This window comes from Polaromonas sp. P1_G2 (assembly GCF_056405515.1).
The window spans coordinates 1-360 of sequence record NZ_JBFUBY010001756.1 but is presented as its reverse complement, the minus strand read 5'-3'; the positions used below and the strand labels follow the sequence as shown (position 1 = coordinate 360).

Genomic DNA, 360 nt, shown 5'->3' with positions numbered 1-360 from the left:
GATTAGCTCATCGAGCAGGCGGACGCCATAGCCGGTGCCCCAGGACGTGTTGATCTCGTCATTCGGTGCGCTCATCGCCATCGAAGCGATATCGAGATGCGCCCAGGGCGTGTTGCCGACGAAGCGCTTGAGGAACTGGGCGGCCGTGATGGCGCCCGCCTGGCGGCTGCCGCCGGTATTCTTCATGTCGGCGAAGCGGCTGTCGATCATCTTGTCATATTCGCGGCCGAGAGGCATGCGCCAGAGCCGCTCATGCGCCGTGATGCCGGAGATCAGCAAGTTGGCAGCCAGCGTGTCGTCATTGGTGAACAGGCCGCCGTGATAGGCGCCAAGTGCGACGCCGATCGCGCCGGTCAGGGT

The 360-nt window shown here is 64.2% G+C and carries 1 pseudogene; it reads right to left on the bottom strand.

What is annotated here, in order from left to right:
- Window positions 1-360: pseudogene (locus AC1D0P_RS32450) on the bottom strand (leucyl aminopeptidase); the annotation flags it as partial.